The sequence below is a fragment of the Pseudomonas sp. GD03944 genome, from assembly GCF_029839275.1.
Classification (GTDB): Bacteria; Pseudomonadota; Gammaproteobacteria; order Pseudomonadales; family Pseudomonadaceae; genus Aquipseudomonas.
The window spans coordinates 269,497-282,616 of record NZ_JAOCAH010000002.1 but is presented as its reverse complement, the minus strand read 5'-3'; the positions used below and the strand labels follow the sequence as shown (position 1 = coordinate 282,616).

11 protein-coding genes are annotated in these 13,120 nt (G+C 65.3%); 3 read left to right on the top strand and 8 right to left on the bottom strand.

Annotated elements, in window-relative coordinates; all coding sequences use genetic code 11:
* Window positions 1–46: 46 nt before the first annotated feature.
* The 4 genes from N5C28_RS05035 to N5C28_RS05020 all read right to left on the bottom strand — a co-directional run bounded on the left by N5C28_RS05035 (window position 47) and on the right by N5C28_RS05020 (window position 5,401).
* Window positions 47–1,057 carry an ABC transporter permease subunit gene (locus N5C28_RS05035; protein WP_279820775.1) on the bottom strand — a complete coding sequence of 337 codons (1,011 nt, stop codon included), beginning with the start codon at window positions 1,055–1,057 and terminating at the stop codon, window positions 47–49.
* Window positions 1,058–1,124: 67 nt separating this feature from the next.
* Window positions 1,125–2,678 (bottom strand): ABC transporter substrate-binding protein, encoded by a 1,554-nt coding sequence (locus tag N5C28_RS05030; protein WP_279821074.1) that lies wholly within the window; start codon window positions 2,676–2,678, stop codon window positions 1,125–1,127.
* Between the two features lie 191 nt (window positions 2,679–2,869).
* A complete protein-coding gene (locus N5C28_RS05025; RefSeq protein ID WP_279820774.1) occupies window positions 2,870–4,468 on the bottom strand; it encodes an ABC transporter substrate-binding protein in 1,599 nt (532 codons plus the stop codon).
* Window positions 4,469–4,690: 222 nt separating this feature from the next.
* Complete coding sequence (locus N5C28_RS05020; RefSeq protein WP_279820772.1) at window positions 4,691–5,401, bottom strand: SIMPL domain-containing protein; 711 nt, start codon at window positions 5,399–5,401, stop codon at window positions 4,691–4,693.
* 192 nt (window positions 5,402–5,593) lie between these two features.
* On the opposite strand from N5C28_RS05020, the gene N5C28_RS05015 reads away from it, so the two are divergent.
* The 3 genes from N5C28_RS05015 to N5C28_RS05005 all read left to right on the top strand — a co-directional run bounded on the left by N5C28_RS05015 (window position 5,594) and on the right by N5C28_RS05005 (window position 8,482).
* Window positions 5,594–6,847 (top strand): ATP-binding protein, encoded by a 1,254-nt coding sequence (locus N5C28_RS05015; RefSeq protein ID WP_279820770.1) that lies wholly within the window; start codon window positions 5,594–5,596, stop codon window positions 6,845–6,847.
* Between the two features lie 13 nt (window positions 6,848–6,860).
* Window positions 6,861–7,421 (top strand): response regulator transcription factor, encoded by a 561-nt coding sequence (locus tag N5C28_RS05010; protein WP_279820768.1) that lies wholly within the window; start codon window positions 6,861–6,863, stop codon window positions 7,419–7,421.
* 119 nt (window positions 7,422–7,540) lie between these two features.
* Complete coding sequence (locus tag N5C28_RS05005) at window positions 7,541–8,482, top strand: AEC family transporter (RefSeq protein WP_279820766.1); 942 nt, start codon at window positions 7,541–7,543, stop codon at window positions 8,480–8,482.
* A 63-nt stretch (window positions 8,483–8,545) separates the two neighbouring features.
* On the opposite strand, the gene N5C28_RS05000 is transcribed toward N5C28_RS05005, so the two are convergent.
* The 4 genes from N5C28_RS05000 to gatA form a co-directional block, all read right to left on the bottom strand.
* Window positions 8,546–9,655: a calcium/sodium antiporter gene (locus tag N5C28_RS05000; RefSeq protein ID WP_279820765.1), complete on the bottom strand. Its 1,110-nt coding sequence runs from the start codon at window positions 9,653–9,655 to the stop codon at window positions 8,546–8,548.
* An 81-nt stretch (window positions 9,656–9,736) separates the two neighbouring features.
* Window positions 9,737–10,111, bottom strand: coding sequence for a septal ring lytic transglycosylase RlpA family protein (locus N5C28_RS04995; protein ID WP_279820764.1), 375 nt, complete (start codon window positions 10,109–10,111; stop codon window positions 9,737–9,739).
* 83 nt (window positions 10,112–10,194) lie between these two features.
* Complete coding sequence (gene gatB, locus N5C28_RS04990; protein WP_279821073.1) at window positions 10,195–11,661, bottom strand: Asp-tRNA(Asn)/Glu-tRNA(Gln) amidotransferase subunit GatB; 1,467 nt, start codon at window positions 11,659–11,661, stop codon at window positions 10,195–10,197.
* Window positions 11,658–13,109: an Asp-tRNA(Asn)/Glu-tRNA(Gln) amidotransferase subunit GatA gene (gatA, locus tag N5C28_RS04985; RefSeq protein WP_279820761.1), complete on the bottom strand. Its 1,452-nt coding sequence runs from the start codon at window positions 13,107–13,109 to the stop codon at window positions 11,658–11,660. Before gatA ends, gatB begins: the two co-directional genes overlap by 4 nt.
* Window positions 13,110–13,120: the final 11 nt, after the last annotated feature.

The window sequence follows — 13,120 nt, the reverse complement described above, 5'->3', positions numbered from 1 at the left end:
AGAGCTTTGGCCAGCAGGACGGGTGCAGGGACATGGGCAGCTCCTCTTAGCGCTGGTGGCGAATGCGGGGGTTGACCAGGCCGTAGAGGATGTCCACGACGAAGTTGACCAGGATGACCAGGCAGGCGATCAGCAGGATGCCGTTCTGTACCACCGGGTAGTCGCGGGCGCCGATGGCTTCGATCAGCCATTTGCCGATGCCCGGCCAGGAGAAGATGGTTTCGGTCAGCACGGCGCCGCCCAGCAGGCTGCCCACCTGCAGGCCGAATACGGTCAATACCGGAATCAGCGCGTTGCGCAGGCCGTGGACGAACACCACGCGGGCCGGCGACAGGCCCTTGGCCCGGGCGGTGCGCACATAGTCCTCGCGCAGCACTTCGAGCATGGCCGAGCGGGTCATGCGGGCGATCACCGCCAGCGGGATGGTGCCCAGCACGATGGCAGGCAGGATCAGGTGGCGCACGGCGTCGAGGAACGCGCCTTCTTCGTCGTAGAGCAGGGTGTCGATCAGCATGAAACCGGTGACCGGCGGGATGTCGTAGAGCACGTCGTTGCGCCCGGAGACCGGCGTCCAGCCCAGGCCGGTCGAGAAGAACATGATCAGCAGCAGGCCCCACCAGAAGATCGGCATCGAGTAGCCGGTCAGGGAAATGCCCATCACACCATGGTCGAACAGCGAGCCGCGCTTGAGCGCCGCCACCACGCCGGCGATCACCCCCAGGGTGCCGGCGAACAGCAGGGCGGCCAGGGCCAGCTCCAGGGTGGCCGGGAAGCGTGCGATGAATTCGCTCCACACGCTTTCGCGCGAGCGCAGCGATTCGCCCAGGTCGCCGCTGGCGAGCTGGCCGATGTAGTCCAGGTACTGGGCGTACAGCGGTTTGTTCAGGCCGAGGCGCTCCATGGCCTGGGCGTGCATTTCCGGGTCGACCCGGCGCTCGCCCATCATCACTTCCACGGGGTCGCCGGGAATCATGCGGATCAGCGCGAAGGTCAGCAGGGTGACGCCGAAAAAGGTGGGGATCAGCAACCCCAGGCGTCTGGCGATAAAGGACAGCATGCGATATCAGCACTCCAACGGTTAACACGGTGCCCCTGGCTACGTGGCCAGGGGCTGTTCTTTGGTATCAGCGCCGGGTAACCCGGGCGTAGTTGTTCGAGCCCAGGGGGCTGAGGGTGAAGCCCTGCACGCTCTTGCGCAGGGCAACGAACTGTTTCGGGTGGGCCAGGGGAATCCACGGGGCCTGCTGGTGGAAGATCGCCAGGGCTTCGCGGTACAGCGCCGCCCGTTGGTCCTGGTCGCTGACCTGGCGCGCCTGGCGGATCAGCGCATCGAATTCCTTGTTGCACCAGCCGGCCTGGTTTTCGCCGCTCTGCGCCGCCGCGCAGGACAGGTTGGGGGTGAGGAAATTGTCCGGGTCGCCGTTGTCGCCGGCCCAGCCCATGAACACCAGGTCGTGCTCGCCATTCTTGGCGCGCTTGATCAGCTCGCCCCACTCGAACACGCGGATATCGCTGTCGATGCCGATGGCGGCCAGGTCGGCCTGCAGCATCTGCGCGCCGATGCCCGGGTTGGGGTTGGTCGGGCCGCCGCCGGGGCGGGTCCAGATCGACAGCTTCAGGCCGCTGGCGTGCCCGGCCTCGTTGAGCAGTTGTTTGGCGCGCGCCACGTCATGGGGCCAGCCGGGCTGGCTGGCGTCGTGCCCCCACAGGGTGTTCGGGTAAGGCGCCACGGCCGCGCTGGCGCCGCCCACGCCGTATTGCGCGCGGATGTAGGCGTTCTTGTCGAAGGCCAGGTTGATCGCCTGGCGCACGCGCACGTCGTCCAGCGGGGTGTGGCGGGTGTTGATGCCGATGTAGGCCACCAGCAGCGAGTCCAGTTCGAGCACCTGCAGGTTGGGGTCGGCCTTCAGCGCCGGGATGTCCACCGGGCGCGGGAACAGCGCGATCTGGCAGGCATCGGCCTTGAGTTTCTGCTGGCGCACGTTGGGCTCGGGGGTGATGTCGAAGATCAGGCGCTTGATCGCGGGTACGCCGTTCCAGTACGCCGCATGATGGCTGAAACGCACCTGGGCGTCCTTGGCGTAGCGCTCGAAGACGAACGGGCCGGTGCCCACCGGCAGGGTGTTGAGCTGGCCGGGCTTGCCCTGGGCCAGCAACTGGTCGGCGTACTCGGCGGAATAGATCGAGGCGAAGCCCATGGCCAGGTTGGCCAGGAACGGCGCTTCGGGGTGCTTCAGGGTGAAACGCACGCGGTGCTCGTCGAGCTTCTCGATGCGTTCGACCAGGTCGGCCATGGCCATCGCTTCGGCATAGGGGAAGCCCCGCAGCGACAGCGAATGCCAGGGGTGCTCGGGGTCCAGCTGGCGCCGGAAGCTCCAGATCACATCGTCGGCGTTGAACGGCCGGCTGGGCTCGAACCAGGCGGTGCGGTGAAAGGCGACGCCCTTGCGCAGCTCGAAGGTGTAGCGCAGGCCGTCGGCGGAGACCTCCCAGCGTTCGGCCAGGCCGGGCACCAGGGCGGTGCTGCCGGGGGCGAAGCTGATCAGGCGCTCGAAGACGGTTTCCGACGAGGCGTCGGCGGTGGTGGCCGCGGTGTACTGGACGATGTCGAACCCTTCCGGGCTGGCCTCGGTGCAGACCACCAGATTTTCGGCGGCCGCGTGCAGCTGGCTGGCCATCAACAGGCTGGTGCAGCAGAGCAGGTGGGCAAGCGTGCGTGGGCGTTTTGGCATCTGGGGTTCCGGTTGGCGGCGGTGCGGATCGGCGGCGGAGGGGTGGCCCGGCGCTGACGCAAGACCCGCAACGGCGGGTAGCCGTCGCGGGTCGGAGCACCTGGCAGCAACGGGTCGCTGCCAGGGCGGGGGTGCCGCTATTTTTCCACGCCTACGCCGTAGAACGAGTTGAGGCCGAACGGGCTGATCTTGAAGTCCTGCACGTTCTTGCGCATCGGCTGGTACACGGTGGAGTGGGCGATCGGGGTGATCGGCACTTCACGCTTGAGGATCACCTGCGCCTGCTTATACAGCTCGGTGCGCTCGGCGACATCGGAGGTGCGCTTGGCGGCCTTGACCAGCTTGTCGTACTCCTCGAAGCACCACTTGGAGAAGTTGTTGCCGTCCACCGCGTCGCAGCCGTACAGGGTGCCCAGCCAGTTGTCCGGGTCACCGTTGTCGCCGCTCCAGCCGATCAGCATGGTGTCGTGCTCGCCGGCCTTGGCGCGCTTGAGGTACTCGCCCCACTCGTAGGTGACGATCTTGGCCTTGATCCCGACCTTGGCCCAGTCGCTTTGCAGCATCTCGGCCATCAGCTTGGCGTTGGGGTTGTAGGGCCGCTGCACCGGCATGGCCCACAGGGTGATCTCGGTGCCTTCGGCCACGCCGGCGGCCTTGAGCAGCTCCTTGGCTTTTTCCGGGTCGTAGGCGGGGTCCTTGATGGTCTCGTTGTAGGACCATTGGGTCGGCGGCATGCCGTTGGTGGCCAGCTGGCCGGCGCTCTGGTAGACCGCGTCGATGATCGCCTGCTTGTTCACCGCCATGTCCAGGGCCTGGCGCACTTCGAGCTGGTCGAACGGCTTGTGGCGCACGTTGTAGGCGATGTAGCCGACGTTGAAGCCGGCCTGCTCGGGCATCTGCAGGTTCGGGTCCTTCTTCAGCGAGTCGAGGTCGGCGGGGCGCGGGAACAGCGTCACCTGGCATTCGCCGGCCTTGAGCTTCTGCATGCGCACCGAGGCGTCGGTATTGATGGTGAAGATCAGGTTGTCGACCTTCACGTCGGCCGGGTTCCAGTAGTCCTTGTTGCCCTTGAAGCGGATGACCGCGTCTTTCTGGTAGCGGTTGAAGACGAACGGACCGGTGCCGACCGGCTTCTGGTTGATGTCGGCGGCGCGGCCGGCCTTGAGCAATTGATCGGCGTATTCGGCGGACTGGATCGAGGCGAAGCTCATGGCCAGGTTCTGAATGAACGCGGCGTCGACTTCGTTGAGGGTGAACTTGACGGTGAGGTCGTCGACCTTCTCGATACGGGCGATGTTGCTGTCCATGCCCATGTCGGTGAAATAGGGGAATTCGGTCGGGTAGGCTTTGCGGAACGGGTGTTCCTTGTCGAGCATGCGCTGGAAGGTGAAGAGCACGTCATCGGCGTTGAAGGTGCGGCTCGGCTTGAAGTATTCGGTGGTGTGGAACTTGACGTCGGGGCGCAGGTGGAAGGTGTAGCTGAGGCCGTCGGCTGCGATGTCCCATTTTTCCGCCAGGCCCGGGATCACGGCGGTGCCGCCACGCTCGAACTGGGTCAGACGGTTGAAGACGGTTTCTGCGGCGGCGTCGAAATCGGTGCCGGTGGTGTACAGGCCAGGGTCGAAACCGGCGGGACTGCCTTCGGAGCAAAACACCAGGTTGGCAGCCTGAGCGAGCGGTGCGCCGGCGATCAGCCCAGCGACGACCATTGCCTGGATAACGGCGTTCTTACGCATAGTGACCTCATGTTTATTGTGGTTCTCGGTGAGGGGCTTCTTGTGGAAACCTCGGATGAAACTATGCACGGCATGTGCCGCCGTAAAGCGGCAAGTGGGGTTCAGTCTAGTATCTGTAACGCGGCTGTACGTCCCTGTCGCATATCTGAAAATTTTCCCGCAGAAGCTGGCATAGCGCCGCTATCGCCCCGATAGCGGCGCTGTGCTTTTTCAGGGCAGGACTCAGGGCATCTGCACTTCGATCACGCCATCGGCGTTGACGGTGACCTGGCTGGTGCCGGCCTCGATCTGCGGCGAGGCACCACCGTCCATCATTTCAGCCTTCATGGCGTTCATGCGCATCGGCATCGGCGGCTGGAAGCCACCGCTGTTGAGGTTGAGGCTGACCAGCTTGTAACCGCTGCCGCCCAGGGCGTCGGTGGCCAGCTGGGCGCGGGCCTTGAAGGCGTTGACCGCATCCTTGAGCAGCGCGTCCTCGTGGGTCTTGCGGGTCGGCGAGGCGATGCTGAAGTTCATGCCGCCCATCTTCAGGGTCTTGAGCATCTTGCCGGTGAGGGTCGAGAGGGCAGCGAAGTCGGCGCTTTCCAGGCGGATTTCGCCACGCTCGCGCCAGGCGGTGATGGTCTGGCCCTTGTCGTCGTAGACCGGGTAGCTGTGACGGCTGCCCAGGGCCACGGTGATGCCCTTGACCGCGCGGGCCTGGGTCAGGCCGGCGTTCAGGGTGTTGGTGATCTCGGCGGCCAGCTTGGCGGCGTCCTCGTTCTGCGACTCGCTGTAGAGGGTGACGTGCATGAGGTCATGGGCGATTTCCTGGCTCACTTCGGCGCGCAGGGCGACCTGGTTGTAGCGCGCTTCGTCGGCGAGCAGGGCGCTGCTGCCGAAGGTGGCGGCGGCCAGGGCGAAGGCGGTGGCGAGGCGGGTCATGGCGTGCATGTGAAGCTCCTTTCTGGTGGCCGATCTGGCCATTTCCTGACGGTAGACGAAGGCAAATGACCGTCGGGGTTAAACCGGGTTCTTTTTTTTCCGAATAATTTTCGCTGCGGCCTGTTGACGCAGCGGCGGAAGGCCGCGGCCGCGTTTGGTTATACTCGCCAGGCTCGGCCAACACGCCTTTTCGGAGAGCTTATGCTCGCACCTGTGCAGTTATTGTCGGCCAGTCGACAAAATCTATGGCGTCTGACCCTTATTCGTATCCTGGTGCTGGCCGCTCAAGCCGGTTCGGTGGGGCTCGCCTACAAATCGGGCCTGTTGCCGCTGCCGTGGCAGGAGCTGAGCCTGACCCTCGGCGTTTCCCTGGTGCTGTGCCTGCTGACGGCACTGCGCCTGCGCGGCCCGTGGCCGGTCACCGAGCAGGAGTACGCCGTGCAACTGGGCCTGGACCTGGTGATCCACAGCGCCTTGCTCTACTACTCGGGCGGTTCCGCCAACCCCTTCGTGTCCTATTACCTGGTGCCGCTGACCATCGCTGCGGCGACGCTGCCGTGGTTCTACACCATCACATTGTCGGGCCTGGCGCTGGCGGGCTACACCCTGCTGCTGGTGTGGTCGCACCCGCTGGAGCTGCCGACCGGCCCCCGCGAGAGCCTGCTGATCTACGGCATGTGGCTGAGCTTTGCCCTGGCCGCGGCGCTGATCACCTTTTTCGTCGCGCGCATGGCTGAAGAGTTGCGCCGTCAGGAAGAGCAGCGCGCCGAGCGTCGCGAGGAAGGACTGCGTGACCAGCAGTTGCTGGCCGTCGCCACCCAGGCTGCCGGTGCCGCCCATGAACTGGGTACGCCGCTGGCGACCATGAGTGTGCTGATCAAGGAGTTGCGCCGCGAGCACCGTGATCCGCTGTTGCAGGAAGACCTGGCGGTGCTGCAGGAGCAGGTGAAGCTGTGCAAGGACACCCTGCAGCAACTGGTGCGTGCCGCCGAGGCCGACCGGCGCCAGGCGGTGGTCGAGCAGTCGTCGGTGGAGTGGCTGGAAACCACCCTCAACCGCTGGCACCTGATGCGCCCCGAGGCCAGCTACCGTTACCAGTGCCTGGGCCAGGGTACGCCGCCGCGGCTGATGCCGCCGGCCGACCTGACCCAGGCGCTGCTCAACCTGCTGAACAACGCCGCCGATGCCTGCCCGGACAAGCTGGACATCCGCCTGGACTGGGATCACCAGTGGCTGCGTCTGTGCATTCGCGACTTCGGCGCCGGCGTGCCGCTGGCCATCGCCGAGCAGCTCGGCCGGCCGTTTTTCACCACCAAGGGCAAGGGGTTCGGCCTGGGGCTGTTTCTCAGCCAGGCCAGCGTCACCCGTGCCGGCGGCACGGTAAAGCTGTATAACCATGAAGAAGGCGGCACGCTCACCGAGCTCAAATTGCCGCGTGTCTATGGCAGACCCTGAGGAAGTATTCAGTATGAGCGAAGACGTTCTGTTCGAAGGCGAAGAGCAACCGCACCTGTTGCTGGTCGACGACGATCCGACCTTCACCCGTGTCATGGCGCGGGCCATGAGCCGGCGGGGCCTGCGCGTGTCGATCGCCGGGTCGGCGGAAGAAGGCCTGAGCATGGCCGAGCAGGACCTGCCGGACTACGCCGTGGTCGACCTGAAAATGGACGGCGACTCGGGCCTGGTGCTGCTGCCCAAGCTGCTGGAGCTCGATGCCGAGATGCGCGTGGTCATCCTCACCGGCTATTCGAGCATCGCCACGGCGGTGGAGGCGATCAAGCGGGGCGCCTGCAACTACCTGTGCAAGCCGGCGGACGCCGACGACGTGCTGGCGGCGCTGCTGACCCAGCATGCCGACCTCGACACCCTGGTGCCGGAAAACCCGATGTCGGTGGACCGCCTGCAGTGGGAGCACATCCAGCGTGTACTGGCCGAGCACGAAGGCAATATCTCCGCCACGGCACGGGCCCTGGGCATGCACCGCCGGACCTTGCAGCGCAAGCTGCAGAAGCGCCCGGTCCGTCGCTGACGGCGGGCGCTGTCGACGAAATCGGATTAAATATCCGCTCCGATCGCCAGGCCAGACCCGGCGGTCATTTCCCTTGCTATCATTAGTCTCCTAAGCAAACTGCCTGTTCAGGGGCTGCCATGCTCGCTGTCGCTCAGCAAACCCTCGCGATCACCGCACCGGTCTTTTCCATGCTCTTCCTGGGCGTCGCGTTGCGCCGCCTGGGCTGGATCGATACCAACTTCATCAACACGGCGTCGTCCCTGGTGTTTCGCGGCACCATGCCGACCCTGCTGTTCCTCGGTATCGTCAAGGCGGACCTGAGCACCGCGCTGCAGCCCGAGCTGATCATCTATTTCGTGCTGGCGACCCTGGTGTGTTTCGCCATCGCCTGGGCCTGGGCGGTCTGGCGCTGCCCGCTGGTCGATCGCGGCATCTACACTCAGGGCGCGTTTCGCGGCAACAACGGCATCGTCGGCCTGGCCCTGGCCACCAGCATGTACGGCGACTACGGCCTGTCGGTGGGGGCGGTGCTCGGCGGCGTGGTGATCCTCTGCTACAACACCCTGTCGTCGATCGTCCTGGCGATCTACAGCCCGGACGTGAAATCCAGTCCTTGGGCGATCTGCAAGAGCATCTTCAACAACCCGCTGATCATCGGCGTGCTGGCGGCGATGCCGATCGCCTACTGGCAGATTCCGCTGCCTGACTGGCTGCTGGTGTCCGGCGAGTACTTCGCGCAGATGACCCTGCCGCTGGCGCTGATCTGCATCGGCGGCACCCTGACTTTGGCGTCGCTGCGTGCCAGCAGCGGCATCGCCCTCAGCTCCAGCCTGATGAAAATGGTCTGGCTGCCGTTGCTTTCGACCCTGGGGGCATGGGCGTGGGGTTTCCGCGATGCGGACCTGGCGATTCTCTTCCTCTATTTCGCCAGCCCGACGGCGGCGGCCAGCTACGTCATGGCCCGGGCAGTGAATGGCAACCACGAGCTGGCCGCGGTGATCATCGTGATCACCACCCTGGCGGCGGTGGTCACCACCAACGTCGGCCTGCTGCTGTTGCAGTGGGCGGGCTGGATCTAGCGCGGTTGGGCGTTCAGGGCTGCGTCTGAACGCCCGACCGCGCTGTCAGGTTGGGCTCGCCCCTCAGGAACCTGTCTCATCGTGGGTGTTGCGTTGCCGGTGCCAGGCGCGGCCGGCTATCACGACCAGGGTCACGGCCGTCAGTGGGAGCACGTAGCCAATCATGGCGGCGGCGAATGTCTGGGCGGCAGGGCGGCCGGTGGCGAACAGCACCAGGTAAAGGGTGTAGGCCGCGTAATAGCCGAGGAACAGCAGCCCTTCCCAGCGGTTGATGCGAAAACCCGAGAAAAATATCGGCAGGCAGGCCACCGCGACGGCGATCATTACCGGGAAGTCGAAGGCCAGGGCATTCGGCGATACGGAGATCGGCAGAGGGGAGATGAGCGAGGCCAGGCCGAGTACGCACAGCAGGTTGAAGATGTTGCTGCCTACGATATTGCCCACCGCGATATCGCGTTCGCCCTTGATCGCCGCGAGCAGCGAGGTCGCCAGTTCCGGCAGTGACGTGCCGACGGCGACCACGGTCAGGCCGATGATCAACTCCGAAAGACCCAGGGCGCGGGCCAGGGCGACAGCGCCTTCGACCAGAAAGTTGGAACCGGCCACCAGCAGGACCAAGCCGATGACCACCAGTCCCAGGTTGATCAGCCAGGCGTAAGGCCTGGGTTTTTCATGGAGCCCGAATTCCTGGGTGAATTCGTCGTCGTTGCCCGCGGCTTTCTCGCGGCGACTGCTGATGACCAGGAAAACGGTATAGCCGAGGATGCCGGCGAACAGCAGGGCGCCGTCCAGGCGGCTCAAGCTACCGTCCCAGGCCAGGGCGTAGGCCAGCAGGCTGGCGCCGATCATGATTGGCACGTCCAGGCGGATCAGTTGCCGGGACACGATCAGCGGCGCGATCAGCGCTGTCGCGCCAAGGATCAGCAGGACGTTGGCGATGTTGCTGCCGACCACGTTGCCGATGGCAAGGTCGCCGCTGCCGTCGAGCGCGGCCTGGACGCTGACCGCCGTTTCCGGTGCGCTGGTGCCGAAGGCCACCACAGTCAGGCCGATGATCAGAGGTGGTATGCCGAATTGTGCAGCCAGGCGGGCGGCGCCTCGTACCAGCACCTCTGCGCCGGCCACAAGCAGCACCAGGCCGGCGATCAGGTAGATAAAGGTTGTTGCGGTCATGACAGGGTTCCCCCGAAAAATGGCCAGTTTGACGCTTGGCGCCGCGCCATCAGTGGTGCGGATCGATCACCGTGGGGTGAATCAGTCCGTCAATGGTTGGAGACGTACCGGGACGATGCCGGAGCGAATCATGTCGATCTGCTCCGCCGCCCGTCGTGACAGGTCGATGATGCGGCCCTTGGCGAAGGGGCCGCGGTCGTTGATGCGCACCACCACCGTCCTGCCGTTGTTCAGGTTGGTCACCTGCACGCGGGTGCCGAAGGGCAGGGTGCGGTGCGCGGCGGTCAGCGCGTTCTGGTCAAAGCGCTCGCCGCTGGCGGTCTTGTTGCCGTGGTGACGGGCGCCGTAATAGGACGCCTGGCCTTCGGCGCTGGTGCCGTCGAGGCTGTAGCGGGAACTGGCGCAACCGCTCAGCAGCAGCGCCAGGCAAACCAGTAGCAGGGAAAGTGCACGCATGTCGACTCCACGTCATGTGTCCCGATGGCCATCCACTCGAAACAACGCCGGGCAAGCCCGGCGTTGTCTGTCTGGCAAAGGCCTCAGCCTTCGAGCTTCTTCTTCAGCAGTTCGTTCACTTGCCCCGGGTTGGCCTTGCCCTTGGAGGCTTTCATGGCCTGCCCGACGAAGAAGCCAAACATCTTGCCGCGCTTGGCTTCGTCGCTGGCACGGTACTGTTCGACCTGCTCGGCATTGGCCGCCAGGACCTCGTCGAGCATCGCTTCGATGGCGCCGGAGTCGGTGACCTGCTTGAGGCCCTTCTTCTCGATCACCTCATCGGCGGTGGCGCCTTCGCCGGCCGCCAAGGCCTCGAAGACCATCTTGGCGATCTTGCCGCTGATGGTGTTGTCCTTGATGCGCAGGATCATCCCGCCCAGCTGCTCGGCGGACACCGGCGACTGGTCGATTTCCAGGTTGTCCTTGTTGAGCAGGCTGGACAGCTCGCCCATCACCCAGTTGGCCGCCAGCTTGGCGTCGCCGCAGGCCGCATTGACCGCTTCGAAGTAGTCGGCCAGCTCGCGGCTCGCGCTCAATACGCTGGCGTCGTAGGTGGACAGGCCGAACTGGCTCTCGAAACGCTCGCGCTTCTGCGGCGGCAGCTCCGGCAGGCCGGCGCGCAACTGGTCGAGGAAACTCTGCTCGATCACCACCGGCAGCAGGTCGGGGCAGGGGAAGTAACGGTAGTCGTTGGCTTCTTCCTTGCTGCGCATGGAGCGGGTCTGGTCTTTGTTCGGGTCGTACAGGCGGGTTTCCTGGACCACCTTGCCGCCGTCCTCGATCAGGTCGATCTGGCGCTGCACTTCATGGTTGATGGCTTTCTCGATGAAGCGGAAGGAGTTGACGTTCTTGATCTCGGCACGGGTGCCGAACTCGGCCTGGCCCTTGGGGCGTACCGACACGTTGCAGTCGCAGCGCAGCGAGCCTTCGGCCATGTTGCCGTCGCAGATGCCCAGGTAGCGCACCAGGGCGTGGATGGCCTTGACGTAGGCGACCGCTTCCTTGGCCGAACGGATGTCCGGCTCGGAGACGATTTCCAGCAGCGGCGTGCCGGCGCGGTTCAGGTCGATGCCGCTCATGCCGTGGAAGTCTTCGTGCAGGCTCTTGCCGGCGTCTTCTTCCAGGTGCGCGCGGGTGATGCCGATGCGCTTGACGGTGCCGTCTTCCAGGGTGATGTCGAGGAAACCCTTGCCGACGATGGGGTGATCCATCTGGCTGGTCTGGTAGCCCTTCGGCAGGTCTGGGTAGAAGTAGTTCTTGCGGGCGAAAACGTTGCGCTCGGCGATCTCGGCGTCAATCGCCAGTCCGAACTGGCAGGCCATGCGCACGGCTTCGGCATTGAGCACCGGCAGGGTGCCGGGCATGCCGAGGTCGACCAAGCTGGCCTGGGTGTTGGGCTCGGCGCCGAAGGTGGTGGCGCTGGCCGAGAAAATCTTCGATTGGGTGCTGAGCTGAGCGTGGATCTCGAGCCCGATCACTGTTTCCCATTGCATGTCGTAACCCTTCCTCAGAATCCGCTCGGTGCTTGTTTGTGCCAGTCGCTGACCTGCTGGTACTGGTGCGCGACGTTGAGCAGGCGACCTTCCTGGAAGTAGTTGCCCAGCAGTTGCACGCCGACCGGCAGGCCGTCGACGAAGCCAGCTGGCATCGACAGGCCGGGAATGCCGGCGAGGTTGGCGGTGATGGTGTAGATGTCTTCCAGGTACGCAGAAACCGGATCGGCGTTCTTCTCGCCCAGTTTCCAGGCCAGGTTCGGCGTGGTCGGGCCGAGGATCACGTCCACCTCGTTGAAGGCGGCGACGAAGTCGTTCTTGATCAGGCGGCGGATCTTCTGCGCCTTCAGGTAGTAGGCGTCGTAGTAGCCGGCTGACAGCGCGTAGGTGCCGACCATGATGCGGCGCTTCACTTCCGCACCGAAGCCTTCACCACGGGAACGCTTGTACAGGTCCTGCAGGTCTTTCGGGTTCTCGCAGCGGTAGCCGAAACGCACGCCGTCGAAGCGCGACAGGTTGGAGCTGGCTTCGGCCGGGGCGATCACGTAGTAGGCCGGGATGGCGTGCTGCATGTTCGGCAGGCTGATGTCCTTGACGGTGGCGCCGAGCTTTTTCAGCGCCTCGACCACGGCCATGACCTTCTCGCCGATGCGGGCGTCCAGGCCGGCGCCGAAGTATTCCTTCGGCAGGCCGATGCGCAGGCCGGCCAAGGGCTGGCTCAGGGCGGCGAGGTAGTCATCGACCGGCTGGTCGACGCTGGTGGAGTCCTTGGGGTCGAAACCGGCCATGGCCTGCAACATCAGCGCGCAATCCTCGGCGGTGCGGGCCAGCGGGCCACCCTGGTCGAGGCTGGAGGCGTAGGCGATCATGCCCCAGCGCGACACGCGGCCGTAGGTCGGCTTGATCCCGGTGAGGTTGGTCAGGGCCGCCGGCTGGCGGATCGAGCCGCCGGTGTCGGTGCCGGTGGCAGCGGGCAGCAGGCGCGCGGCGACGGCTGCGGCCGAGCCGCCCGAGGAGCCGCCCGGTACGCGGGTCAGGTCCCAGGGGTTTTTCACGGCGCCGTAGTGGCTGGACTCGTTGGCCGACCCCATGGCGAATTCGTCCATGTTCAGCTTGCCCAGGGTGACGCTGCCGGCGGTGGCCAGCTTCTCGACCACGGTGGCGTCGTAGGGGGCCTTGAAGCCGGTGAGGATCTTCGAGCCACAGCTGGTCAGCACGCCGTTGGTGCAGAACAGGTCCTTGTGGGCGATCGGCGCGCCGAGCAGGGCGCCGTTCTCGCCAGCGGCGCGACGGGCGTCGGCGGCCTTGGCCTGGTCGAGGGCCAGTTCTTCGGTGACAGTGATGAAGCTGTTGAGCTGCGGGTCGAGCTGCTGGATGCGGGCCAGCAGGCTGCGGGTCAGTTCTTCGGCGGAAAACTGTTTGTCGGCGAGTCCGCGGGCGATCTCGGCCAGGGTCAATTGATGCATGGCGTGCGCTT

Coding starts and splice junctions, on each gene's coding strand:
- N5C28_RS05030 (WP_279821074.1), bottom strand. CDS start 2,678: ATGGCCAGCCAGCTGCACGCGGCCGCCGAAAATCTGGTGGTCTGCACC.
- N5C28_RS04995 (WP_279820764.1), bottom strand. CDS start 10,111: ATGCGTGCACTTTCCCTGCTACTGGTTTGCCTGGCGCTGCTGCTGAGC.
- N5C28_RS05020 (WP_279820772.1), bottom strand. CDS start 5,401: ATGCACGCCATGACCCGCCTCGCCACCGCCTTCGCCCTGGCCGCCGCC.
- N5C28_RS05035 (WP_279820775.1), bottom strand. CDS start 1,057: ATGCTGTCCTTTATCGCCAGACGCCTGGGGTTGCTGATCCCCACCTTT.
- N5C28_RS05000 (WP_279820765.1), bottom strand. CDS start 9,655: ATGACCGCAACAACCTTTATCTACCTGATCGCCGGCCTGGTGCTGCTT.
- gatA (WP_279820761.1), bottom strand. CDS start 13,109: ATGCATCAATTGACCCTGGCCGAGATCGCCCGCGGACTCGCCGACAAA.
- N5C28_RS05005 (WP_279820766.1), top strand. CDS start 7,541: ATGCTCGCTGTCGCTCAGCAAACCCTCGCGATCACCGCACCGGTCTTT.
- N5C28_RS05010 (WP_279820768.1), top strand. CDS start 6,861: ATGAGCGAAGACGTTCTGTTCGAAGGCGAAGAGCAACCGCACCTGTTG.
- N5C28_RS05025 (WP_279820774.1), bottom strand. CDS start 4,468: ATGCGTAAGAACGCCGTTATCCAGGCAATGGTCGTCGCTGGGCTGATC.
- N5C28_RS05015 (WP_279820770.1), top strand. CDS start 5,594: ATGCTCGCACCTGTGCAGTTATTGTCGGCCAGTCGACAAAATCTATGG.